The organism is Corynebacterium sp. AOP40-4SA-5 (assembly GCF_052377355.1).
In the GTDB taxonomy this organism is placed as follows: Bacteria; Actinomycetota; Actinomycetes; order Mycobacteriales; family Mycobacteriaceae; genus Corynebacterium.
In genome coordinates this window covers 97202-120322 of sequence record NZ_JBQSWS010000003.1, presented here as the reverse complement: position 1 = coordinate 120322, position 23121 = coordinate 97202, and the positions used below count along the sequence as shown (strand labels likewise).

The 23121-nt window shown below is 70.4% G+C and carries 24 protein-coding genes; 8 read left to right on the top strand and 16 right to left on the bottom strand.

The window, feature by feature from the left end; translation table 11 throughout:
- Nucleotides 1-3 precede the first annotated feature (3 nt).
- Both ACT3S3_RS02805 and ACT3S3_RS02800 read right to left on the bottom strand, forming a co-directional pair.
- Nucleotides 4-525: a hypothetical protein gene (locus ACT3S3_RS02805; RefSeq protein ID WP_444626183.1), complete on the bottom strand. Its 522-nt coding sequence runs from the start codon at nt 523-525 to the stop codon at nt 4-6.
- Entirely contained in the window at nt 522-1238 is a 717-nt protein-coding gene (locus ACT3S3_RS02800; protein WP_301441714.1) for an Rv0361 family membrane protein, read from the bottom strand. The genes ACT3S3_RS02805 and ACT3S3_RS02800 overlap by 4 nt, the downstream gene beginning before the upstream one ends.
- A gap of 114 nt (nt 1239-1352) precedes the next feature.
- Here ACT3S3_RS02800 and ACT3S3_RS02795 point away from each other — a divergent pair, with 114 nt between their 5' ends.
- The 4 genes from ACT3S3_RS02795 to ACT3S3_RS02780 are packed head-to-tail and all read left to right on the top strand — an operon-like array spanning nt 1353 to nt 4279.
- Entirely contained in the window at nt 1353-1889 is a 537-nt protein-coding gene (locus ACT3S3_RS02795; RefSeq protein ID WP_301441715.1) for a TetR/AcrR family transcriptional regulator, read from the top strand.
- Between the two features lie 11 nt (nt 1890-1900).
- Nucleotides 1901-2743: a BRCT domain-containing protein gene (locus tag ACT3S3_RS02790; protein ID WP_441579809.1), complete on the top strand. Its 843-nt coding sequence runs from the start codon at nt 1901-1903 to the stop codon at nt 2741-2743.
- A gap of 16 nt (nt 2744-2759) precedes the next feature.
- The gene (locus tag ACT3S3_RS02785) at nt 2760-3281 is read left to right on the top strand and encodes a hypothetical protein (protein ID WP_441579810.1); all 522 of its coding nucleotides are present in this window, start codon (nt 2760-2762) and stop codon (nt 3279-3281) included.
- The gene (locus ACT3S3_RS02780) at nt 3278-4279 is read left to right on the top strand and encodes a GTP pyrophosphokinase (RefSeq protein ID WP_301443705.1); all 1002 of its coding nucleotides are present in this window, start codon (nt 3278-3280) and stop codon (nt 4277-4279) included. Before ACT3S3_RS02785 ends, ACT3S3_RS02780 begins: the two co-directional genes overlap by 4 nt.
- Here the strand turns inward: ACT3S3_RS02780 and ACT3S3_RS02775 are convergent.
- The 7 genes from ACT3S3_RS02775 to nadA form a co-directional block, all read right to left on the bottom strand.
- Entirely contained in the window at nt 4261-4617 is a 357-nt protein-coding gene (locus ACT3S3_RS02775) for an RNA-binding S4 domain-containing protein (protein ID WP_301443706.1), read from the bottom strand. The genes ACT3S3_RS02780 and ACT3S3_RS02775 overlap by 19 nt on opposite strands.
- Nucleotides 4618-4620: 3 nt before the next feature.
- Nucleotides 4621-4851, bottom strand: a complete 231-nt coding sequence (locus tag ACT3S3_RS02770) for a hypothetical protein (RefSeq protein ID WP_301443707.1) — start codon at nt 4849-4851, stop codon at nt 4621-4623.
- A gap of 19 nt (nt 4852-4870) precedes the next feature.
- A complete protein-coding gene (locus tag ACT3S3_RS02765) occupies nt 4871-5518 on the bottom strand; it encodes an IMPACT family protein (RefSeq protein ID WP_301443708.1) in 648 nt (215 codons plus the stop codon).
- Entirely contained in the window at nt 5515-9078 is a 3564-nt protein-coding gene (dnaE, locus tag ACT3S3_RS02760; RefSeq protein ID WP_441582051.1) for a DNA polymerase III subunit alpha, read from the bottom strand. The genes ACT3S3_RS02765 and dnaE overlap by 4 nt, the downstream gene beginning before the upstream one ends.
- Nucleotides 9079-9244: 166 nt before the next feature.
- On the bottom strand, nt 9245-10021 hold the full coding sequence (locus ACT3S3_RS02755; protein WP_301444062.1) for a hypothetical protein: 777 nt from the start codon (nt 10019-10021) through the stop codon (nt 9245-9247).
- A gap of 171 nt (nt 10022-10192) precedes the next feature.
- The gene (gene nadC, locus ACT3S3_RS02750; protein WP_301444063.1) at nt 10193-11107 is read right to left on the bottom strand and encodes a carboxylating nicotinate-nucleotide diphosphorylase; all 915 of its coding nucleotides are present in this window, start codon (nt 11105-11107) and stop codon (nt 10193-10195) included.
- Complete coding sequence (gene nadA, locus ACT3S3_RS02745) at nt 11104-12186, bottom strand: quinolinate synthase NadA (protein ID WP_441579927.1); 1083 nt, start codon at nt 12184-12186, stop codon at nt 11104-11106. The genes nadC and nadA overlap by 4 nt, the downstream gene beginning before the upstream one ends.
- 62 nt (nt 12187-12248) lie before the next feature.
- Between nadA and ACT3S3_RS02740 the strand changes: the two genes are divergently transcribed.
- Together ACT3S3_RS02740 and ACT3S3_RS02735 are read left to right on the top strand one after the other, a co-directional pair.
- Nucleotides 12249-13421 (top strand): amino acid deaminase/aldolase, encoded by a 1173-nt coding sequence (locus tag ACT3S3_RS02740; protein ID WP_301443407.1) that lies wholly within the window; start codon nt 12249-12251, stop codon nt 13419-13421.
- Nucleotides 13418-14725, top strand: a complete 1308-nt coding sequence (locus ACT3S3_RS02735; protein WP_441588134.1) for a D-arabinono-1,4-lactone oxidase — start codon at nt 13418-13420, stop codon at nt 14723-14725. The genes ACT3S3_RS02740 and ACT3S3_RS02735 overlap by 4 nt, the downstream gene beginning before the upstream one ends.
- Here the strand turns inward: ACT3S3_RS02735 and rarD are convergent.
- The 4 genes from rarD to lspA are packed head-to-tail and all read right to left on the bottom strand — an operon-like array spanning nt 14722 to nt 17730.
- Nucleotides 14722-15597 (bottom strand): EamA family transporter RarD, encoded by an 876-nt coding sequence (gene rarD / locus ACT3S3_RS02730; protein WP_301443405.1) that lies wholly within the window; start codon nt 15595-15597, stop codon nt 14722-14724. The two genes, ACT3S3_RS02735 and rarD, sit on opposite strands and share 4 nt — an antisense overlap.
- Nucleotides 15594-16274, bottom strand: coding sequence for a hypothetical protein (locus ACT3S3_RS02725; protein WP_301443404.1), 681 nt, complete (start codon nt 16272-16274; stop codon nt 15594-15596). Before ACT3S3_RS02725 ends, rarD begins: the two co-directional genes overlap by 4 nt.
- On the bottom strand, nt 16274-17185 hold the full coding sequence (locus tag ACT3S3_RS02720; RefSeq protein ID WP_301443410.1) for an RluA family pseudouridine synthase: 912 nt from the start codon (nt 17183-17185) through the stop codon (nt 16274-16276). Before ACT3S3_RS02720 ends, ACT3S3_RS02725 begins: the two co-directional genes overlap by 1 nt.
- 23 nt (nt 17186-17208) lie before the next feature.
- Nucleotides 17209-17730, bottom strand: coding sequence for a signal peptidase II (lspA, locus tag ACT3S3_RS02715; RefSeq protein WP_301443403.1), 522 nt, complete (start codon nt 17728-17730; stop codon nt 17209-17211).
- An 80-nt stretch (nt 17731-17810) separates the two neighbouring features.
- Here lspA and ACT3S3_RS02710 point away from each other — a divergent pair, with 80 nt between their 5' ends.
- A complete protein-coding gene (locus tag ACT3S3_RS02710; protein ID WP_441579164.1) occupies nt 17811-18740 on the top strand; it encodes a hypothetical protein in 930 nt (309 codons plus the stop codon).
- On the opposite strand, the gene ACT3S3_RS02705 is transcribed toward ACT3S3_RS02710, so the two are convergent.
- Entirely contained in the window at nt 18737-19333 is a 597-nt protein-coding gene (locus tag ACT3S3_RS02705; RefSeq protein ID WP_441579163.1) for a hypothetical protein, read from the bottom strand. The genes ACT3S3_RS02710 and ACT3S3_RS02705 overlap by 4 nt on opposite strands.
- A gap of 80 nt (nt 19334-19413) precedes the next feature.
- Between ACT3S3_RS02705 and ACT3S3_RS02700 the strand changes: the two genes are divergently transcribed.
- Entirely contained in the window at nt 19414-20319 is a 906-nt protein-coding gene (locus tag ACT3S3_RS02700; protein WP_441582049.1) for an asparaginase, read from the top strand.
- Here ACT3S3_RS02700 and ACT3S3_RS02695 read toward each other — a convergent pair whose 3' ends face one another.
- Together ACT3S3_RS02695 and ACT3S3_RS02690 are read right to left on the bottom strand one after the other, a co-directional pair.
- Nucleotides 20320-21654 (bottom strand): DNA polymerase IV, encoded by a 1335-nt coding sequence (locus ACT3S3_RS02695; RefSeq protein WP_301441970.1) that lies wholly within the window; start codon nt 21652-21654, stop codon nt 20320-20322.
- 35 nt (nt 21655-21689) lie between these two features.
- Nucleotides 21690-23006, bottom strand: coding sequence for an HNH endonuclease signature motif containing protein (locus ACT3S3_RS02690; protein WP_301441971.1), 1317 nt, complete (start codon nt 23004-23006; stop codon nt 21690-21692).
- Between the last annotated feature and the right edge of the window lie 115 nt (nt 23007-23121).

Here is a 23121-nt window from a genome sequence, read left to right as displayed (position 1 = left end):
GCCCTACCGCTCGAAGGCGGTGTCCGGGGCGAACAGCGAGCACGTCCAGTAGACGACCGCCGCTGCCGCCGGTGCGGCGAGGAACCCGGCCGCCCCGGTGACCCGGGACACGATGGTGAAGTCCTGACCCGGGCTGAGGCTGTCGGCGAGTCCGGCGATGATCTCCGTGCCGTGCAGGGTCTCTGCCAGCCAGTTGCCGAAGAGCAGGAACACCCCGGCGCCGAGGAAGGCGAGCACGATCACGGCGATCATCATCACCGGGCCGCGCAGCCGGGGCGAGCGCCAGAACGACCAGCCGGCCAGCAGTGCGCCGAGCAGGCCGGTCGCCGCGGCGAAGACGGCGAAGGAGAGGAACGGGGCACCGGACGTCGCCGGGTCGACCTCGGCCGCGCCGGTGTCGGTGATCACCGCGGTGACCGCGGGACGCCACCATCCCCACAGAAGTCCGGAAATGCTGAAGACAGCCAGGAAGACCGTGAGGGTCTTCGCCGACTGTCCGATCAGTGTTCGACGGGATGACGTCATGCGGTGCTGCAGGTCTTCCACTGCCCGTCTTCGCGGACGTAGACCGCGGGTGAGGTCTGGCGCTGGCCCGCCATCTCCGCGTCGACGTTGGCGGTGGCGCGGTCACCGTTGACCTGGATGTCGTTGACCCCGTGGACGACGGGCAGGCTCGTGCCCTGGTCGGACATCACCTTGCTGGCCAGGGTGTTCTCCGACTGCCGCTCCAGGTCCTGCAGGATGGCGTCACGTCCACCGACCTGCTCCAGGTCCGCCGCACACGAGGTGTCGACGACCATGCGCTGGTACTCGCCCCAGGGCTTGTCCTCGCCGAGGCCCCGGGCCACGGCGGTGATCTGCGCGGCGTCGTCCTGACCTGCGGGGGCACCGGCGGCGTTGTTGCCGCCGCCCTGGGCGTTCACGCCGTCCTGGTTGTCCTCCGGGGCGGGCTCGGTGCCGTCCTGGTTCCCGGCACCTGCGTCCTCGGAGCCCTCGGCCCCGGCGTCCTCGGCGCTCTCGGACCCCTCAGGGTTCTCGGAGGAGGCCGCGGCGCTGCTGGAGCTCGTGGCGCTCGACGAACTGCTGGCCGTGCCGGACGCGCTGGTTGACGCCTCGTCGGCATCGTCGTCCGAGCCGCAGGCGGACAGGCCCAGCGTCGTCGCCAGTGTTACGGCGACGGCGCCGGTGAGGACCGCCCTGGTGATTCCCGGCCGGCGGCCAGACACCCGTGGTGACATGAAAGGTTCCCTTCTCGCACTCGTACTACAGCTACGACCCTACAACGTCGCCCGTCACCGGAACGTTAGCCGCACTCCCCCGGATCATCACACCGGATCGTTACACTGGGTGGGGTGCAGCTCAACCGCGACCGAATCCACGCCGCCGCCTTCGACATCCTCTCCGAGTACGGCCTCGGGGACCTCACGATGAGGCGACTGGCCAAGACCCTCGAGGTCGCCCCCGGTGCCCTGTACTGGCACTACCCCAGCAAGCAGGAGTTGCTCGGCGGGATCGCGGAGCGGATCCTGCTGGGCACCGAACAGCCGCAGGACGCCGGGGAGGACGCTGCGACGTCCGGCTGGCGTCCGCGCACCTACGCCGCCGCGGCGGGTGTGCTCGAAGGGTTGCTGGCGGTACGCGACGGCGCCGAGGTCGTCGCCGCCGCCCTGGCGGCGGGCACCACCGCCCACGACCCCGCCGACACCCTCGCCGCCGCACTGCAGGGTTCCCCGGCACAGGACTGTGAGCTGACCGGCTGGGTGCTGTCGCGCTACCTGCTGGGTGCGGCGACGGACCTGCAGACCGCCGAGGCCGCAGGCGGTTCGCCCCGTCCGGTGTCGCAGGTACTCTCCGGGGTCGACCTCGTCCTCGACGGCGTCGCCAACTAGGATCGGACGCCATGAGCACCACGGCAGCAGCGCACACGGTCACCGCACACGGGGCGGACGTCACGGTCGACGGCGACGGGGTCCGCGTCCGCAGGACACCGATGGGCCAGACCCTGCTGCCGCCCGAACTCGCCGAGTTGACCGTGGCTCCGGCGGACCTGCGCGGCTGGTACCACCACGCTCCGACGGCGAGTTCCCCCGGCTGGATCCAGTTCTCGCTGGCGACCGCGCCGGCGAACGCCGCGCTGCGGCCGGTGCGCGGTTTCCCCGCGACGCGCGGGGCGTCCGACGTGGTGGTCTTCGCCCCCGGGCAGCAGGAGGAGTTCGCCACGGTGCACCAGCTGCTGACGAACCTGCAGTCGGGCCAGCCCCTGGAGACCGTGCCCGAGACGCCCGCCGAGCCGGTGGAGAAGCCGGCCGAGAAACCGGCCGAGACCTCCGCCGGGAAGCCGGCCTCGACGAGCTCGACAAGTTCTTCCGCCCCGCAGCAGACGTGGAAGCGCGTCGCCACCCCGGACACCGTCCCGGAGGCGAATGCCTCAGCGGACGCCAACGGCCCCGTCTTCGGCCAGAACGTGACCGTCACCGGCGACTTCGCCCCCTACGAGAAGGGTGAGGTGTGGGACATGATCGCCGCGGCCGGCGGGACGGTCGGAAAGAACGTCACCAAGAAGACCACACTGCTGGTCATCGGCGAGTGGGGCTCGGTGACCAGCAAGGAGAAGCGCGCCCGCGAGCTCAAGGACAAGGGCCAGGAGATCTCCCTGTGGAGCTTCGACGAGTTCCTCTCCGCGCTGGGCAAGCCGCGGCGCCCGGATCTCGACGAGGTGAAGGGAACCTCCGCGCCGTTCTAGGAGTCCCTCTACCGGTATGAGCCGGAAACTCCACCTCCACACCGTCACCACCACCGGGCACGACCCTTTCGACCCCTTCGACCCCACCGCCCCGCTGAGCGTCCCCCTGGGCGGCGGCCTGGTCGCCGTGGTGCACGACGGGCCCACCCCACTCACCGTGGCCGACCTGAGCGTGCACCGCAGCAGCGCGGCCCTGCTGTGGCAGCAGGCCGCCACGGACATGCTCGGCGTCCTGGGCGACCTCACCGCCGTGCACGGCACCGCCCTGCGCCACCGCGACGACGGAGGGGGCGTGCGCGAGATCGCGGTCATCGGCGCCCCCTTCCCCGCCGCCGGGCTGATCGCCCACCCCCTGCTCGCGATCCCGACGCACCGCATCCTGTGCGGGGACGACCACCACCTCTCCACTGCGGTCTCCTTCCACGTCACCGCCGACCAACGCCTGTTCGTCTCCTCGGGACCGACACCCTCGGTACCGTGCACCGGCCCGATCGACGTCTCGGCCGGACACTGCAAGGCGCTAGAGTCGGTGCCATGAAAGATTCCGCCGTCCTGCACGACTTCGACTCCTGGCTCGCCGGGCACCCCACGGTGGTGCCGGACATCCAGAAGGTCCTCTCCGACGAGCTCTCGGACGCGGGCCTGGCCTTCGACCAGGTGTCGGTGCGCATCAAGGACCGTGGGAGCTACCTGGCGAAGATCCACGACCCCGCCCACCCCGACTACCAGGACTTCGAGTCCGCGTACGACGTGCTCGGGGTGCGTGTCACCGTGTACACGACCTCCGACATCGTCCTGCTGGTGGAGGTGATGCGAAGCCTGTTCGACGTCGTCTCGGTCACCGACAAGGCGGCGCAGACCGCGGTGCGCGGCGAGTTCGGCTACGCCTCCTCCCACGTGATCGCCCGGGTCAGCGGGCGGCGGCTGCCCACCCTCACCGACGGCACCGACCTGGACGGCAGGTTGATCGAGATCCAGGTGCGCACCGTGCTGCAGCACGCGTGGGCGGAGTTCGAGCACGACGTGCGCTACAAGAACCCCGGCCACGAACTCAGCCCGGAGGTGCACCGCGCGTTCACGCTGGCGGCGGGGCTGATCGAACTGGCCGACCAGCAGTTCGACAACGTCGCGCGCGCCACCAGCGTCGAGGAGGCCCCCGACGAGTCCGGGGACACCGCGGACACCGAACTCACCGCCACGATGCTGCCCGGTGTGCTCACCATGCTGGTCGGCGGCGGCTACCCGATGTCGAAGGCCGAGTACTACCGCTTCGCCGTGGACATGCTCGCGGCCAACGGTGTCACCACCATCGGCGAACTCAGCGTCCTGTGTTCCCCGGAGGCACTGGCCGGGCTCCAGGAGACGATGGGCTACGACTACCCGCCCGGTCAGGTACGCCTGATCGACGACCTGCTGCTGTACACCTACGGCCGTGACCACATCCGCCGCACCGTGCACATCGGCGACCACGCGTCCTCGCGTCCGGGCCGGCTGGGCAACCGGTGGCAGCGTATGGGTCAGCGCCCGCGCAGCTGATCGATCTGGCGGCGCTCACGTTTGGTGGGCCGTCCGGTACCCCGGTCACGCCGCGGGATGGACGCCAGCACCTCCTTCGACGGCGGTGGTGGTGAGTGGTCCACGTAGCACTGCCGGGCGTGTGGGGCGCCGACGCGTTTGCTCACGAGCTCGGCGACCTCCACGACGTACTCGCGGTGGTTCACCCGGGCGCGCACGGTGTCGCCCACCGCGACGGTCTGCGCGGGTTTCACCGCCGCGTCGTTGACCTTCACGTGCCCGGCACGGCAGGCGTCAGCGGCGGCGGAGCGGGTCTTGTACAGCCTCACGGACCACACCCACGCGTCGATCCGGGCCACCGCTCACCACTCGTCCTTGTGGTTGAGCACCTCGCGGACCTTCACCGCGTTCCAGCCCAGCACGACCAGGGCGACGATGGCGATGACGAGGAAGAAGGTGGTCGCCGTGGTCAGCACGGCCAGCACCCCTCCGGCGACCGCGATGCCCCCGGACACCTGGATCGACCGCGACCGCTTTCGGACGTCGGCCTTACGACGGGCAACGGGATTGTCGGAGTTGTTGTCCATGGTCATACCTGGAGTCTACCCCCGTTCACCGGGCTTGGACGTCGTCCCAGCGAGACCCGTCGCGTACAACTTCCAGCGTCCCACCTGAAATTTCGCTGACAATCCCGCCCGGGTCCTCCCCGGCCGCGACGGTGAGCGTGAGCGTGACCGTCGCGGAGTAGGACGCCGCGACGTCCAGCCCCCGCGCCCGCAGCTCCGCCTCGACGCGTCCTGCCTCGGCGTGGTCGACGTCCAGCGTCCACACGTCGCGCGGTTCCCGGCGTAGCACGCTGACCCGCTCCAGCACCGCGCGCGTGGCGTCCTGGTAGGCGCGCACCAGTCCGCCGGTGCCGAGCTTGACCCCGCCGAAGTAGCGCACGACCACCACGGCGACGTCCTGCAGGCCCGAACCACGCAGCACCTCGAGCATCGGCTGGCCGGCGGTGCCGGCGGGTTCGCCGTCGTCGCTGGAACGTTCCACCGGGTTGGCGCCGTCGACGTGCAGGACGTAGGCGCTGCAGTGGTGACGGGCGTCGGTGTAGGCCGCACGGACCTCGGCGAGGAAGTCCCGGGCGTCGGCCTCGTCGGTGACGCGGGCGGCACAGGCGATGAAGCGGGAGCGCTTGACCTCCGTCTCCGCGACGGGCCGGTCGGTTCCGGGGCGCAGGTAGGCCGGGGTGGGGGCGGCACTCACCCGAGCACGCCGGCCCAGGTCGACGCCTTCAGGTCCCCCATCAGCGAGGACGTGCGCGCCACCCGCAGGTCCGCGGGCAGCATGTACTGCAGCTCCTCCGTGCCGTCGAAGAGGGTGAGGTAGACGTCCGAGTCGCCCTTGTTGTTGTGCAGCACGCCCTTGAGGCGGTCCATGTTGTCCGGGGTGCACTGGTCGATGCGCATGCGCAGACGCAGGGGGACGCCGGCCCCGGCGCCGACGGAGAGCTCTGCGGGCTTGAGGTCGTTGCAGAACAGGCTGGTGCGGTCGTCGCGGATGCTGACCTCGGCCTGGGCGAGGATGATGTTGTCCTCGGCGATCATCGGGGCGACCATCGCGTAGGTCCGGGAGAAGCACAGCAGCTCGATCTGCGCACCGTGCTGGTCCTCGATCGTCACGATGGCCCAGGGGTTGCCCTTCTTGTCCACGCGGCGGTCCACGCTGGAGATGATGCCGCCGACCTTGATGGCCCGCTTGTCCGGCAGTTCGCCGGAGATCACCGTGGTCAGGGGCGTGTCGATCTGGGAGTCCAGGGACGCCTCGAACCCGTCCAGCGGGTGGCCCGAGACGTAGAGCCCGAGCATCTCGCGTTCCAGGGTGAGCTCGTGCTTGCGCTCCCAGTGCTGGTCGGGGACGTCGACCTTGAAGGCGTCGTCCTCCACCGCGTCGAGCCCGGAGAACAGGTCGTACTGGCCGCGCGCGGCGGCCTTCTTCGTGGAGGTCACCGAGTCGACGGCGTCCTCGAAGACCAGCATCAGGCCCTTGCGCGGGTGGCCGAGCGAATCGAAGGCACCGGCCTTGATCAACGACTCGGTGACACGCTTGTTGCAGGCGGTGGCGTCGATCTTGTCGAGGTAGTCGGAGAAGTCCTGGAAGGGGGTCTTCTCCTTGCGCGTCGCCACGATCGAGTCGACGACGTCCTCACCGACGTTGCGCACCGCGCCCAGCCCGAAGCGGATGTCCTGGCCGACGGGCTTGAAGGTGTAGTCGGACTCGTTGACGTCCGGCGAGAGCACGTTGATGCCCAGGTGGCGGCAGTCCGCGAGGTAGATCGCCGACTTGTCCTTCTTGTCCGCCACCGAGGTCAGCAGGGCCGCCATGTACTCGGCGGTGTAGTGCTCCTTGAGGTAGGCGGTCCAGAAGCTGACCAGGCCGTAGCCGGCGGCGTGCGACTTGTTGAACGCGTAGCCGGCGAAGGGCAGGATCGTGTCCCACAGGGTCTTGATCGCGGCGTCGGAGAAGCCGTTCGACTTCATCCCGGCCTCGAAGTTCTCGAACTCCTTGGCCAGCACCTCGGGCTTCTTCTTGCCCATGGCCTTACGGAACCCGTCGGCCTGACCGGCGGTGTAGTTCGCGACCTTCTGGGAGATCCTCATGATCTGCTCCTGGTACACGATCAGACCGTAGGTCTCCTCGAGGATGTCCTGGAGCGCCTCGGCGAGCTCCGGGTGGATCGGCTCGATGGGCTTGCGCCCGTTCTTGCGGTCGGCGTAGTCCCAGTGCGCGCCGACACCCATCGGCCCCGGACGGTAGAGCGCCAGGGCGGCGACGATGTCGTTGAAGCCGGTCGGGCGCATACGCTTCAGCAGCTCCTGCATGCCGCCGGAGTCGAGCTGGAAGATGCCGAGGGTGTCGCCGCGGGCCAGCAGTTCATAGGACTGCGGGTCGTCGGTGGTCAGGCCCTCGAGGTCGAGGTCCTCGTCCCGGTTCTTCTTGATGTTCTCGATGCAGTCGCCGATGACGGTGAGGTTGCGCAGCCCCAGGAAGTCCATCTTCAGTAGGCCGATGGCCTCACAGGCCGGGTAGGGCCAGCCGGTGATGATCGCGCCGTCCTGCTGACGCTTCCACATCGGGATGTGGTCGAGCAGCGGGACGGACGCCATGATCACCGCGCAGGCGTGCACGCCGGCCTGGCGCACCACGCCCTCCAGACCGAGGGCGTCGTCGTAGATCTCCTTGACCACCGGGTCGGTCTCGATGAGGGTGCGGATCTCCGCGGCCTCCTGGTAGCGGTCGTGGTTGGGGTCCATGATGCCGGACAGGGGGATGTCCTTGGCCGCCTGCGCCGGGGGCAGGGTCTTGGTGATGCGGTCGGCGATCTGGAAACCGGGCTGGCCGTGGTGGGCGCGCGCGGCGTCCTTCAGCGCCTGCTTGGTCTTCACCGTGCCGAAGGTGATCACCTGGGCGACCTTGTCCTGGCCCCAGTTGTCCGCGGCGTAGCGGATCATCTCGCCACGACGGCGGTCGTCGAAGTCGATGTCGATATCGGGTGCGGACGGACGCTCCGGGTTGAGGAAGCGCTCGAACATCAGCCCGTGGTCGATGGGGTCGATGTTGGTGATCGTCAGCGCGTAGGCCACCAGGGCGCCGGCGGCGGAACCACGGCCCGGCCCCACGCGGATGCCGATGGAGCGGGCGTGCTTGATCAGGTCGGCGACGACGAGGAAGTAGGACGGGTAGCCCTTCATGTCGATGACGTCGATCTCGTAGTCGGCCCGGTCGAGGTACTCCTTGGGGACCTCACCGCCGTTGAAACGCTCGACCAGGCCGAGCTGGACCTCGTGGCGCAGCCAGGTGGTGGGCGTGTGGCCCTCGGGGACGTCGTAGTTCGGCATGCGGTCGTGGGTGTGCTCCTCCCACAGCTCGCCGTAGTCCTGGACGCGCTCGGCGATCCAGAGGGTGTTGTCGCAGCCGTCGGGCACGATCGGGTCCCAGTAGTTGCGCAGTTCCTCGGCGGGCTTGATGTAGTAGCCGTCGCCGGAGAAGGCGAAGCGACGCCCGCCCTCGTCCAGGGTCGGCTCGTCCATCGTGGCACCGGTCTGCACGCACAGCATGACCTCGTGCGGCTTGGCCTGCTTCTGCAGGACGTAGTGGCAGTCGTTGGTGACCAGCGGCGGAAGGTCCAGCTTGCGGCCGATCTCCAGGAGCTCGTCGCGGACGCGCTTCTCGATCTCCAGGCCGTGGTCCATCAGCTCGAGGAAGTAGTTGTCTCGGCCGTAGATGTCCTGCCACATCGCCGCGGCCTCCAGGGCCTTGTCGAACTGGCCCAGACGCAGGCGGGTCTGCACGTCGCCGGACGGGCAGCCGGTGGTGGCGATGATCCCGTCGGCGTGCTCGGCGACGATCTCGGCGTCCATCCGCGGGTACTTCGAGACCTGCCCCTCGTAGCTGGCCAGGGAGGACAGTCGGAAGAGGTTGCGCAGCCCGGTGGCGTTCTCCGCCATCATGGTCTGGTGCAGGTAGTAGCCGCCGCCGGCGACGTCGTTGCGCTTCTGGTCGGGCTCGCCCCAGCGCACCCGGTCCTTGATCAGGCGGGACTCCGGCGCCATGTAGCACTCGATGCCGATGATGGGTTTGATGCCGGCACCGGTCATCGCCCGGTAGAAGGCGTCGGAGCCGAACATGTTGCCGTGGTCGGTCATGCCCACCGCGGGCATGCCCTGCCGCGACACCTCTTCGGCGAGCAGGTCCACCTTCGCCATCCCGTCGAGCATGGAGTACTCGGTGTGATTGTGCAGGTGGACGAAGGAGGACTTCTTCATGCGGGTCAGTCTACCGGCGGTGGCAAGTCGGGCGACCGGGAGATCGGGGTGCACCGGACGTCCCCGCGGCGCCATACCGTGCTACACGTGCCATACGGTGCTGTACCTTGCTCCGGTGTGCAGCTCCCCGTCAGGAAGAACTCCGGGAACAGATTCCGGCCGACTCCTACAGGCACAGCCCGCCGCTCACGCCACGGTGACACAGCAGGGTGCGCTCCACCTTCTCGGCCGCGTAGCTCCCGTCGTTCTCCCCGACGGTCACGAACAGTCGCTCCCCGGCCTGGGCATCGTCCTTCATCCCGGTGACGTCCACCCGGTAGAACGGTTCACCGGCGTAGTCCGGCGTGGTCAGCAGGACGTGGTCCGCCATGCTCGCCGCCTGCCGACCGACCGTCTCCACCACGGCCTGTTCACTGTCCCCGGTCACGTCCCGGTAGTCGTCGGTGACGTCCGTGGTCGCGGCGAAATGGTAGAGGTGTGCGCTCGGCATCCAGCCGGCGGCACCGTCCACCCGCACCTGCGCCCAGAAGCCCTCGTCGGGGTCCTGGGTGTTGTTCCACTCCCGGCCGGCGAGTTCCACGGCCCCGAGCCGGTCGACCTCCTCGACCTGCGCGCCGGTGGACGAAGGGACGTCCCGCACGATGATCGGCTCCTCCTCGGACTCCAGGCCGGCGACGCCGACCTCCTGGCCGGCGGTGGAGAAGTAGGCCTCGACCTCTTCGCCGGGCACCTCGGCAGGGGTCCCGGTGGGAGTCACACTGGGCGTGGCAGGCTCGGCGACGGTCTCCGTGACGGTGGCTGTCGCCGTGACGGTGGCTGTCGCCGTGACGGTGCCTGACGGCTCCGAGCCGTCCTGTCCCCCGTCCTCCCTGGACGAGGCGCAGGCGGCGAGCAACAGCACCGTCGTGGCCAGGGTCGCCGCCCCGGTTCCACGGATGCGCATCAGGCAGTCACCTCCATCTCCATGTCGTACACACCCCAATACTAGTTCCCGGCGCGCCTGCACCCCACAGATCCGACGAAACGACGGTCAGTGACCGTCTGCGCAGTTCACGGCCCCGGACTCCGAAGCACTCGAACCACCCCACAGCACCGAGACTCCCGGAGAGAACCCCTACAGGTCCAGCCCGATGTCCAGGGCCGTCACCGAGTGGGTCAGCGCCCCCACGGCGAGCGAGTCCACACCGGCGGCCGCGTAGTCGCCGGCCCTGTCCAGGGTCAGCCCGCCGGAGGACTCCAGCAGCACACCCGGCGCGATCTCGTCGCGCAGCCGCACCGCGGACACGGTGGTCGGCACGTCGAAGTTGTCGAGCAGGACCTGCTGCGGCGGCAGGTCCAGGCCCAGCACCTCACGCAGCTGCTCCAGGTCGTCGACCTCCACCTCGCACCACAGGGCGGTGTCCTCGGCACGTACCGCCCGGTAGGCGGCGACCACTCCCCCTCCGGCGACCACGTGGTTGTCCTTGACCATGGCCTGGTCGGAGAGGTTATAGCGGTGCGGTGTGCCACCACCGTGGACCACGGCGCGTTTCTGCAGCAGACGCAGCCCCGGCAGGGTCTTGCGCGAGTCACGTACGGCCACCCCGTCGCGGGCGGCGGCCACGGCGTCCACCCAGGCGGCGGTGTGGGTGGCCACCCCGGAGGCGTGGGAGAGCACGTTGAGCACGGAGCGCTCCAGCTGCAGGATCGCCCGGACCGGTCCCTCCAGCACGCCGACCACGTCACCGGGAGCCACGCGGGCACCGTTGGCCAGGGCGTCCTGCAGTTCCACGCGTCCGCCGAGCACGGGGTTGGACGCCCCGGCGTCCAGCACGGCGCGCACGGCGTCGGTGCCGGAGATCACGCCGGGGACACGGGCGATGAGGCGTGCGCTGCCCTGCAGGTCCTGCGGGACGGTGGCCAGGGTGGTGGCGTCACCGGCGGCGATGTCCTCCTGCAGTGCCGCCCACGCCAGGGAGGAGAACAGGGAGGGGTCGCCGTCGAGGGTGCCGAGGTCGGTCGTCGGTAGCAGTGCTCTCGCGTCGCTCATTCGCCTCCTCCCGGGGTGCCGACGGAGATCATCCGCTCCACGGCGAGGCGGGCCTGCGCGGCCACGTCCTCGTCCACGTCGACCTCGTCGGTGCCCAGGGCGAGGCAGCGCAGCAGGGCCGCGGGGGTGATCATCTTCATGTAGGGGCAGGAGGCACGTTCGTTGACGGGGGCGAAGTCCACGTCGGGGGCCACGCCCTTGAGCTGGTGGAGCATGCCGACCTCGGTGGCGACGAGGACCTTGCCGCGTCCGGCGGCCGCGGCGTCCTGCGCGCTGGTGAGCATCTCCCCGGTGGAGAGCATGTGCACCCTCCCCGGGTCGATCACGCCTTCGCCGGCGAGGTAGATCGCCGAGTTGGCGCAGCCGCACTCGGGGTGGATGAACAGGTCGGCGTCCGGGTTCTCCTCGGCGCGGCGGGCGAGTTCGGGCCCGGAGATGCCCGCGTGGACGTGGCACTCCCCGGCCCAGACGTGGATGTTGTCGCGCCCGGTCTGCCGGCGCACGTGCGCGCCGAGGAACTGGTCCGGGCCGAAGAGGATCTCGCGGTCCTCCGGCAACCCGGCGACCACGTCCACGGCGTTGGAGCTGGTGCAGCACACGTCGGTGAGGCCCTTCACTGCGGCGGTGGTGTTGATGTAGCTCACGACCAGGGCGTCGGGGTGCTCGGACCTCCACTCGGCGAGTTCCTCGACGCTCAGCGAGTCCGCCAGGGAGCAGCCGGCCTCGGCGTCGGGGATCAGCACGGTCTTGTCCGGGGAGAGGATCTTGGCGGTCTCGGCCATGAAGTGCACGCCGCAGAAGACGATCACCTCGGCGTCGGTCTGCGCGGCGATACGCGACAGCGCCAGGGAGTCTCCGGTGTAGTCGGCGATGTCCTGGATCTCGGGGAGTTCGTAGTTGTGGGCCAGGATCACCGCGTTGCGCTCCTGCTTGAGGCGGGTGATCTCGGCGACCCACGCGGCGTCCCCGGCGAGTCCCTCCCACCGCCCGATGTTGCCTTCAGGACCGGTGTGCCCCGGCGCCCGGAAGACCCGCTCCAACAGCGGACTCCCGAATTGTTCAACACTCGTCACAGTCATGTCCGGTGATGATATCCGAAACCGGCACACGCCGGGGGGTTTCGCGACGTATCCTCAACCCCGTGAGTACACCACGACCTGCGGTGCGCGAGGCCGTCGCGCACCTCGACGCCCCCTTCTCCGTCCTCGACCTGGACAGTGCGCTGGCCAACGCCGCGGACATGGTCCGGCGTGCCGCGGGCACCCCGATCCGGCTGGCCACGAAGTCGGTGCGTGTCCGCGGGCTCATCGAGCGCCTCCTCGCCCTCGACGGTGTGCAGGGACTGCTGTCCTACTCCCTTGGCGAGGCCATGTGGCTGGTGGACGAGGGGGTGTGCGACGACGTGCTCGTCGCCTACCCCAGCGCCGACCGGCAGCTGCTGCACCGGCTGATGTGCGGGGAGACCTACCTGCGGTCGGTCACGGTGATGGTCGACTCGGTGGAGCACCTCGACTTCATCGACGCCGTCGTCCCGCCGACCGAACGCGGCGTGCTGCGGGTGTGCATCGACGTCGACGCGTCCCTGTCCTTCGGTCCGGTGCACCTGGGTGCACGCCGCTCGCCGGTGCACACCGTGGAGCAGGCCCGCGCCCTGGCCGAGGCCGTCAGCGACCGCGACGGTTTCCGCCTGGTCGGCCTGATGGCCTACGAGGGGCAGATCGCCGGCACCACCGACACCTCCCCGCTGGTCACCGCGGTCAAGCGGGTCTCCGCCCGGGAACTGGCGGGACGCCGGGCCGCGATCGTGGAGGCCGTGCAGGCGGTGGACGGCGAGCTGGAGTTCGTCAACGGCGGCGGCACCGGCTCCATCGAGTCCACCACCGCCGAGGAGGTGGTCACCGAGATCGGTGCCGGCTCCGGGGTCGTGGGCCCGGGCCTGTTCGACCACTACTCCGCGTTCCGTCCGGTCTCGGCGCAGTGGTTCGTCCTGCCGGTGGCGCGCCGGCCCGCCCCCGACATCGTCACCGTCGCCGGCGGCGGGCGCATCGCGTCCGGCCCTCCCGGCGCCGACCGCGTCCCGGTCGTCGACTACCCCCGCGGCCTGCGCATGAGTGCCACGGAGGGCGCCGGGGAGGTGCAGACACCCCTGCGCGGCGACGTCGCCGCGGCGATGGACCTCGGCGACCACGTGTGGTTCCGGCACGCCAAGGCCGGCGAACAGGCCGAGTTCGCCGAGTCCGTACTGGTGGTCAGCGACGGCGACATCATCGACGAATGGCCCACCTACCGGGGCGAGGGACGGAGCTTCACATGAGATGGCGCAACTGGTCGGGCGCGCAGCACGCCACCCCGGCCGCATTCGAGCAGCCCACCACCGAGGACGGGGTCGTCGACCTGGTCCGTCGGGCGGCCCGCGGGGGCCTGCGGGTCAAGGCCGTGGGTGCGGGCCACTCCTTCACACCCGTGGCGGTGACCGACGGGATCCTCGTCAACCTCGACCACCTCTCCGGGCTCGTGTCGGTGGACCGCGACGCCATGGAGGTCACCTTCCTGGCCGGCACCCGCCTGCGCGACGTCCCGGCGTTGCTGCGCCCGCACGGCCTGGCGCTGGCCAACCAGGGCGACGTGGACCCGCAGTCCCTGGCCGGCGCGGTGAGCACCGGCACCCACGGCACCGGCATCGGCTTGACCGGTTTCGCCGGGATGGTCCGCGGACTGCGCACCGTCACCGCCGACGGCTCCGTGCACGACGTCGGCCCCGGCGACCCCCTCCACGACCTCGGCCGCGTCTCCCTCGGCGCCCTGGGGGTGACCACCCGCATCACCATGGCGGTCGTCGACTCCTTCGTGCTGTCCGCCGTGGAACGCGCCGAACCACTGGAGGAGCTCGTCGGCGACTTCCCCGCCCGCGCCGCCGCCGTCGACCACATGGAGTACTACTGGTTCCCCGGCACCGGGCGCGCGCACGTCAAGACCAACACCCGCCACAGCCTGCAGGACGCCGCGTCCGCCGACCTGCCCGGTCCCGTGCCGCGCTGGCGGGCGTTCGTCGACGACGAACTCGTCAGCAACGCCGCCTTCGCGGCGATGTGCTCACTGATGCACCACGTGCCGCGCACCACCGGGGCGATGAACCGTCTGGCGGCGGCGAGCCTCGCACAGCGCGAGTACTCCGACACCGCCCACGACGTCTTCGTCTCCCCGCGCCGGGTGCGCTTCAACGAGATGGAGTACGCCGTACCCCTGACCGATGCCGCGGAGGTCCTCGCCGAGGTCCACCGTGCCGTGGACGCCTCCCGGCTGCCCGTCGGATTCCCCCTGGAGGTGCGCTGCACCGCCGCCGACGACGTACCGCTGTCCACCGCGAACGGGCGGGAGTCCTGCTACGTCGCGGTGCACCGTTACCACCGCGACGACTACCGCGAACTCTTCGCCGTGGTCGAGCCGGTCCTCGTCGCCGCCGGCGGACGCCCGCACTGGGGCAAGCTGCACACCCTCGACCACGACGGCCTCGCCGCCGTGCACCCCGACCTGGCGGACGTCGCCGAGCTGCGCGCGCAGGTCGACCCGTCCGGCATGTTCCGCAACCCGATGGTCGACCGGGTCTTCGGGATCTAGACGAGTTTCCGCAGCCGGGTGCGCCGGGCGTTGATCAGCGTGTCGGTGACGAACACCAGCAGCGCCACCCAGATCACCGCGAACCCGACCCACCGGGCCGGTTCGATGTACTCGCCGACGACCAGCACCGCCCACAGCATCTGCATCACCGGGGTCAGGTACTGCAGCATCCCCAGACTGGTCAACGACAGTTCGTGGGCCGCACGGGCGAAACACAGCAACGGCAGCGCCGTGATCGCCCCGGCGGTGACCAGCAGCAGCGCATGGCCCACACCGTGCCCTCCCTGCACCATGGTGTTCTCCCCCTGGGACTGCAGCCACACCAGGTAGAGCACCCCCACCGGTGCCAGCACCGCGGTCTCCGCCGTCAACGACTGCAGCGGGGTCAACGGCACCCGCTTCTTCAGCAGCCCGTAGCCGGCGAAGGACAACGCCAGCCCCAGCGACACCACCGGCGGCGAACCCAAGGCCACGGTGAGGATCACCACCGCCACCGCGGCGATGCCCACGGACACCCACTGCAGCGTCCGCAGCCGCTCACGCAGCACCACCACGCCGAGCAGCACGCTGACCAGCGGGTTGATGAAGTACCCCAGGGCGGCGTCGGCGACGTGGTCGTTGTTGACCGCGTAGATGTACAGCCCCCAGTTGCCTGCGATGAGCACGGCGGCCGCGGTGATGCGCAGCCACAGACCCGCGGGGATCCGACGCACCCACCGGAAACCGGTGGTGCACGCCATGACCACCACGACGAAGGCCAGCGTCCACACGAAGCGGTGCGCCAGGATCTCCATCGGCACCGCCGGGCGCAGCAGCGGGAAGAACGCGGGGAAGAACCCCCACATCAGGTAGGCCAGGACACCCCAGATCACCGGGCCGCCGCCTGTTCCTGTGCCTGTTCGCGTTCCTCGGCCGTCACCGGGCGCAGCCCGAAACGCCCGTAGGACGCGTCGGGCGGCAACGCCTCCACCGCCAGGACGTCCTCACGGTCGTCCAGGGCCGCCAGGTCGTCCGGCGCGGCGTGCACGAGCACGCCGAGGACGTCGAGCGCCGGGTCGTCCTCCCCCACCCCCGCGTTCGCCGCGACCTGGTCACGGGCACCGGCGAAGACGTCCTCGCGACGGTGGCCGTCCGCCGGCTCGGCGATCTCCCACCGCGAGTTCGCGTACAGCAGGGTCGACACCCGCACGCCGGACATGCCGGAGAAGATCTCGGTGAGTTCCTGCGTCCCGGCCGGCTCGACCGGGGTCACCAGCGCCCAGCGGGCCTCGTCACCTGTGTCACCTGTGTCAGGCGTGTCCTGCAGCGTCGTCCCCGCCCGCGCGACGTACTCGTCCAGGGTCTCGCTGTTGTCGGGGCCCAGCATGTCGCCGTTGATGGCCTGGGGCTGGGACATACGGTCCGAACCTGCCAGGGCGATCACCGTGCCGGCCAGCGCCACCAGGCACAGCACCGACAACCACATCACCCACGCGGGACGACGCGTGTCCTCCCACTCACGCCGGCGCCGCACCTTGCGGTCCGGCGCGATCTGCCGCGAGGTACGCATCAGTTCACCTCCCGCAGTCGCTCCAACGCCACGTCCAGGTCCTCCGGGTAGGGCGACTCGATGTCCATCCACCGCCCGTTCGGGTGTGTGAACCCCAGGTGCACCGCGTGCAGCCACTGACGTTGCAGTCCGAGGAACTCGCTGAGTGCCGGGTCCGACCCGTACATCGGGTCCCCGCAACACGGGTGGTGCAGCGCCGAGAAGTGCACGCGGATCTGGTGGGTACGCCCGGTCTCCAGGTGCACCTCCAGCATCGTGGCCTGCCGGAACGCCTCTAGCGTGCGGTAGTGCGTCACGGCATGGCGACCGTCCTCACGCACCGCGAACTTCCACCCCGCACCGGGGTGCCGGGCGATCGGCGCGTCGATGGTGCCCACCGTCGGGTCCGGGTGGCCCTGCACCAGCGCGTGGTAGGTCTTCTCCACCGTCCGGTCGCGGAACGCCCGCTTGAGCACCGTGTAGGCGCGCTCGCTGGCGGCGACCAGCATCACGCCGGACGTCCCGACGTCGAGCCGGTGCACGATGCCCTTACGCTCCGGCGGACCCGAGGTGGAGATACGGAACCCCTCCGCCGCCAGACCCGAGGTCACCGTGGGCCCGTCCCAGCCGATGGTGGGGTGCGCGGCGACACCGACGGGCTTGTTCACGGCGATCACGTCGTCGTCGGAGTAGAGGATCTCCATGCCCTCGACGAGTTCGGCGGGCTCGTCGGCGAGGTCGCGTTCGGGCTCCGGCAGGGTGACGTCCAGCCACGCGCCGGCGACCAGCCGGTCGGACTTGCCCGCGGTCCTGCCGTCCTGCACCACGTCGCCGGCCTCGGCGAGTTCGGCGACGACGGTGCGCGACAACCCGAGCAACTTCGACAGCCCGGCGTCCACCCGCATCCCCGCCAGGCCGTCCGGCACCGGCATCAGCCGCGACTCCCTCGGGGCGTTCACGCTGCGCTCCCCTCGTTCTCTGCGTTCTCTGAGTTCTCCCTGCGCGCCTGCCGTGGCTCCACGACCAGCGCGTACACCAGGTACACCACCACGCCCACGCTGATCGCCGCGTCCGCCACGTTGAAGATGGCGAAGTTGCCGACGGACACGAAGTCCACCACGTGGCCGTGCAGCCCGCCGGGGGCGCGGAAGATCCGGTCGATGAGGTTGCCGGCCGCCCCGCCGCCGATCAACGCCACCGCAGCCACGGACCACGGGTTGCGCACCCGGAAGGCCAGCACCACGCAGATGGCCACGGCGACCATCTGGATCACGGAGAACACCACGGTGGCGTTCTCCCCCATGGAGAACGCGGCCCCGGAGTTGCGGATCAGGTACAGCCGGGCGACGTCGCCGACCACCGGGTACGCCGTGGCGGGTTCGAGGTTCTCCACGACGAGCCACTTGCTGAGCTGGTCGACGGCCACGATGCCGGCCAGTGGGAGGAGCGCCCAGGGTCGGACGTTGAAAACAGTCACGGCCATGATCCTATCGCGTCGCGGCATGTCCCCGCCCGCGACCCTCTGTTGCCCGGCCGCCAGTTGGTACGCTGACCCACGTGCGCACCCAACGACTCCTGCCGACCCTGTTGACCACCGTGACGACCACCCTGCTGGCGGGATCGGTCCTCACCGCATGCTCCTCCGACGACGCCGCGTCGCCCGAGGAGCCGGTGGACGCCCCGGTGTCCGGGGTCTCCGTCACCGTCGACGACACCGGTGACGCCCCGCGCGAGCCCCTGGTGTGGTTCAGCGACGACACGGAGACCGAGACCGTCTACAAGGCGACCCAGGGGTGGGGGCAGAGCATCGAGGGTGGTGACTCCGACGAGACCAGCGAGGACGACCTGCCGTACGAGGACGTCACCATGGAGGTCCCGGTCACCGTGTCCACCGCCACCGACGGTGACGAGCTGGAGGCCGAGGTCGTCGCCGGGAGCCCGTCGGGCGACAACACCGACGGCAACGAGGACCTCTCCACCGCCGAGGGGTTCACGATGAACCAGAACTACAACCAGGACGGACGCGTCACCACGCGCGGCTTCACCGCGCCCGAGGGCGCCTCGGACGCGGCGCGGTCGAACGTGGAGCGCTCCTTCACCCAGATGACGGACGTGCCGGTGGTATTCCCCGCCGACGACCTGGGCACCGGTGCCCGCTGGACGGTCACCGGCCAGGTCGACGACCCGAACCTGGGGATCTCCATGCGCCAGGGGGTGACCTACACCCTGGTGTCGCGGGAGGGCTCACGCATCGAGCTCGACGTCGACGTGGAGCGCACACCCTCGGTGCAGCAGATGTCGGGCTCCGACCTGAAGGTGGTGGGCTCCGACAGTGAGTCCACCGGCAACATCACGGTGGATCTGCGACGTCCCGTGCCGGTCTCCGGCGTGATCGAGACGTCGACGAGCGTGACCTACGGTGAGACGGACTCGCCGGTCACCGTGGTGCAGACCTCGCGGACGAGGTCCAGCTGGGAGCCGGCCTAGGCGGCGGGCTCGGCGGCGGGATCCTCCGCCGGGGCGTCCTGCTCGGCGGCGGGGTCGGGGGCCTCCTCGAGGAAGGGGGCGCAGCTGTCGGGGACCTGGTCGGGGGCGACGTTGCTGACCAGCGTGCAGGCCCATTCCTGGGACAGCTTCCACTGGCCGTTGTCGTTGACGAACTTCACGCCGTCCATCCGCACCGGCTCGGCGTCCGGCTGGATGAGGTTCATGGTCGCCATGACCTCCTGCGGGGTGTTGCCGGGGAGGATCGGGTCAACGACCTCGAAGGTTGCGCCGGACTCCTGCTGTGACTGCATCATCACGTCGAAGAGGTCCACGGCCTCCTCACCGTTCTCCACGGTGTCGGCCTTCTCCTCCGCCGGGACACCCGGGTCCACGGCGCGGGCGAGGATGTCGCCGAGCTCCTGCGCGTCGGGCAGCGGGGTGGTTTCGGTGGTCTGGGCCGCGGTGGTGTCCGACGAGCCGTCGTCGGAGTCGTCCGAGGAACAGGCGGTGACCGACAGGCCGGCGGTGAGGGCGATGACGGCGGCGAGTGCGCGGGGTCGCTTCAGGGGGTTCAGAGTGGACGTGATGCTCACTGTGACGACGCTCCTTCGAGTCGTGGATGTACGGCGAATGAAGCGAGTCTACCGCCGATGGGACGGTAGCCTTGTAATCCGTGACCGACCAGACCACCCTCGCCCCCACCGTGCTAGCCACCGGCGGCACCATCGCCTGCGCGCGCGACGACCGCGGTGACCTCGTCCCCACCAGGACCATCGCCGACCTCCTGGCCGACGCAACGGACTCCGCCGCCGTCGCTGCCGCCGTGCGAGACGCCCGTGACGTCCTGCACCTCGACTCCTCCACGATGGGCCTCGCCGACCTCGACGTCCTGCTCACCCACATCCACGGGGCGCGCCGCAGCGGGCCGGTCGTGGTCACCCACGGCACCGACTCGATGGAGGAGACCGCCATGGCCGTCGACCGGCTCATCGGCGGGCCGGTGGTGCTCACCGGCGCGCAACGTCCCGCCGACGACCCGGCGCCGGACGGCCCGGGCAACCTGCGCGACGCGATCGAGGCGGCGCGCCGCGTCCTGCATCCCGCCGTGGTGCTCGGCGGGCGGACCTCGCCCGCCTACGGTGTGCGCAAAGTGCACACCACCGCCGACGCCGCCTTCGACACCCCGGCCGGCATCACCCGCCCCACCCGTCCGGCCGACCCGTCCGCTCCCCCGGCCCCGCTGGCCGGGCTGCGCGTGGACATCGTGTCCGCCTGCCAGGGCGCCGACCCCGCCGCGATCGACGCCGCGGTGTCCGCCGGGGCGCACGGCGTGGTCGTGCAGGCCTTCGGGTCCGGCAACATCGGGGTGCTCGCCGACGGTGCCCACCGGGCCGTCGAGGCCGGCGTCCCCGTCGTCGTCGCCAGCCGTGTGGCGTCCGGCGGGGTGCAGCTGGTCTACGGCGGCGCCGGCGGAGGACGCTCCCTCGCCCGTGCCGGGGTGCGCTCCGGCGGAGAACTCACCGCCGCGCAGGCGCGCATGGAACTGCTGTGCGAACTGGCCGTCCGCCGTGCCGGCTGACTAACGGAGACTGTCCAGCGGGTCCGCCGCACTGAGCTCCGGGTCGTCGACGGCGAAGGTGCGCGCCCTGCCCGGCCCGGTGGAGCGGGTCTCGAAACGCACGCTCACCACCCCCGCGCCCGTGCCCTGCACCCAACCGTGGCCGAACTCGGGGTGGTGCACGTCCGCAGAGGGACGCCAGGAGGTGACGGTGGCCTCAGGTTCCGGCTCGGGTTCGGGCGCCGGCTCGGTCTCTGTCTCGGTCTCCGGTTCCACGGCGACCATGCCGGGCTCCGGGAAAAGCACGGCCTGGCGTTCCTCCGTCAGCCCGGACAGGCTCACCCCCACCAGCCGCACCGCGCCGGACACCTCGGGCCGCGGGACCACCGAGCGGGCCGCGGCGAGGATCTCGTCGAGGTCGTCGGTCGGGGTGACCAGCGTGGTCGAGCGCGTGTGGGCCTTGAAGTCTGCGGTCCGGGTCTTCACCGTCACCGTACGGGCCGCCCGACCGTCCCCGAGCAGTCGACGACGCGCCGCGGTGGCCGCCAGCACCAGCACCGGGTCGACCTCCACCGTGGTCACCGCGTCGACCTCCAGGGTGCGCTCCGCGGACACCTGCTTCGACCGCGCCCGCGGTGCCACCGGGCGGGTGTCCGCACCACGGGCGTAGCCGAGGACCTGCAGACCCACCGAGCCGAGCAGGCCCTTGACGTCCACGTCGTCCATCGCGGTGAATGCGCCGATGGTGGTGACGCCGACGTCGGCCAGCTTGCCCTGGGCCACCGGGCCGATACCCCACAACTCCCCGACCGGACGGGGGCCGAAGACCTCCCCGCGACGATCGGCACCCACCACCGTCACCCCGTGCGGCTTGGCGAGGTCGGAGGCCATCTTCGCGTCCAGCTTCGTGGTGGCCACACCGATCGAGCAGGGCAGGCCGATCTCGGCGTCGACACGCTCCTGCAGAACGCGGGCCCACCGTTCGACCTCCGCGGCGTCCAGCCCGACCAGCGACTCCGGCTCCACGAACCCCTCGTCCACGCTGAGCTGCTCGACGGTGTCCTCCTCGCGCCCGAGGAGCTCGAAGACCTGGGCGGAGACGGTGGAGTACACGCTGAAGCGCGGGGACACGACCACGGCCTTGCCGCGGCACAGGCGCACGGCCTGCTGCATCGGCATGGCCGACCGGGCCCCGTACACCCGCGACTCATAGGACGCACCGGCCACGACGCCCCGGCCGGAGGCACCGCCGACGAGGACGGGGCGTCCGGCGAGCGTCGGACGGGTCAACTGCTCCACGGAGGCGAAGAACGCGTCCATGTCGAGGTGGACCACCCATCGCTGCGTGGAGTTCATGTCCCCGAGTCTAGTTCCGGGGACCGCCAGCACCGTCAAAAAGGCACCTCCTGAGCCGCGACGCGGGCAGCCTCGACGACCTCGCCGATCCGACGAAGCCTGGCCTCGTTGTGCGCCGCCAGGGTTCGGACCTTGCGGTGCAGACGAGTGTCGAAGTCCAGGACCGCCTCGGCCAACGGGCCGGTCGGGGTGGTCACGTACACGTGGCCGTCCTCCACGCTGGTCCACCAGTCCGAGCCGTCCGGGTTCAGGGTCACGTCGTAGAGTCCGCGGGTCTTGAGGCTGTGGCACCCCGGACACAGCGAGTGCATCGCCCAGGACGCGGTCTTTCCCCCGTCCTCCTCGTCACCGGTCCAGCGGCTCACGTGGTCGATCTGCGACTCCGCGGCGGGCCGGTCGCACCCGGGGAACCGGCACGTGCCGTCCCGCCCGGCGTCCGTGGCGCGCTGGTGGGCCGAGGGCGTGTAGCCGGAGACCTCGCTGTGCCCGGCGACGCACAGCTCGGTGACCCGCTCCATCCAGCGGTCCGTGGCGACCTCGTGCAACCACGTGCTCTCCAGGTGCATCGTGCCGCTGTCCAGGTTGCGGTAGCAGTTCAACGTCACCGACACGTCCCCCGCCCGACCGTGCACCAGGTCGATGAAGGCCTGGGCGCGGGTGCAGTCGCGGGCCGCGGCGACGGCGTCGATGATGCGGATGGCGCCGATGCCCTCGTCGGTGGGCACGGTGACGTGGAAGACCGTCGCCGCGTCCGCACGGGTGTCGACCGAGAAGTCGAGCTGGCACTGCGGCGGCGGAACCTCACCGTGGCCCTCCGGGTCGAGTGGTCGCGCCGAGGGCTGGATCTCCGCGACGACCTCCTGGACGAGACGGCGCAGGGTGACCACCCCGGGTACCGCCTGCCGCGGAACCGTCGGGGTGAGCACACCCATCACGGAACGCTCGACCTCCTCGAGGTGCCCGTCGTCCACGGCGGCGACGGAATCCGCGAGCGCGCGCAGGTGGTCGAAGGAGAACGCGCCGTTCTTCAGCAGCAGGCCGACCCCGTGCATCCTGGTCAGCATCGTCCCGATGTCGCAGTATGCAAGGGCCTTACCCTTCGACACCCCCAACCCCACTGACAGCTTCCGGACGTGGCGGGAGACCTCCATACCCGGCGACGGTGCCGCCTCACGGGCGATGTCGAGCTCCAGGACGTTGATGTCGCGCTTGGCGTTGAACATCACCTCCTGCGCGCTGACCGCCCAGCAGGGTTCGTCGAGGTTCTCCTCCACGTACTCGACGTCGCAGTCGAAGCACAGCTCCTCGTAATCACGTTCGATGACGCTCAGTCCCGTACCGTCCTGCACCATGTCTTTCCCCTCAGATTCATGGAACCGCTCTCGAGAGCAAACACATTATCGATGGTGTGTTCGAGTGTCAAGGTCTCGGGGCGGAGACGTCGAAAACCCCGGACGGCGAACCGTC